The following is a 690-nucleotide window of genomic DNA, read 5'->3' as shown; positions in this document are numbered from 1 at the left end:
GGCGCCCGTTCTATGGGCCGCTCTCACCCGCGAGTCAGCGCCAGGCGATCGTGATTCTGAATGCGTTGTTTTCGTGGCTGGTTCAAGCTGGGTATCTGGCGGGCAACCCGCTCTCGCTTTCCCGACAGCGTGCCCGGCAAGCGGCGCCGCACATCACTCGCTATCTGGAGCCGAGCATCTGGCAAGAGGTCAAAGACTACATCGCGACCATGCCACGGGACACAGCACGCGAGTCCGCTCATGCGTATCGCGTGCGATGGCTCTTCACACTGCTCTACCTTGGCGGCCTGCGCATCGCGGAAGTCGGCGCGAACAACATGGGGCAATTCTTCGTAAGGCGCGACGTCGATGGCACGATGAGATGGTGGCTGACTGTGCATGGCAAAGGCGGCAAGGAGCGTCTGATTCCGGCCACGCGCGAAATGATGGTGGAACTCTCGCGATACCGACAGCATCTCGGGCTGAGTGCACTCCCCTCACCCAATGAAGATACGCCGCTGGTGTTGCCGATTGGCGCGACGACAGCGAACGGCGGCACGCAGACGTGCGCGCCTCTGACCCGCGCCGCTTTGCACGCGATCGTCAAAGAAGTCTTTGCGGGTGCCGCGGTGAAACTCCGAGAGCGCGACCCGTCCGCTGCCGCGCGCGCCGACATCCTCGAGCAAGCGTCTGCTCACTGGCTAAGACACA

Annotated in this window: 1 protein-coding gene; it reads left to right on the top strand. The window is 63.0% G+C overall.

The window, feature by feature from the left end; genetic code table 11:
- Positions 1-690: tyrosine-type recombinase/integrase (locus AWB74_RS45060; protein ID WP_407642561.1), on the top strand; the 690-nt coding region annotated here is incomplete at both ends.

The organism is Caballeronia arvi (genome assembly GCF_001544695.2).
GTDB classification, from domain to species: domain Bacteria; phylum Pseudomonadota; class Gammaproteobacteria; order Burkholderiales; family Burkholderiaceae; genus Caballeronia; species Caballeronia arvi.
This window is presented reverse-complemented; position numbering and strand designations above follow the sequence as displayed.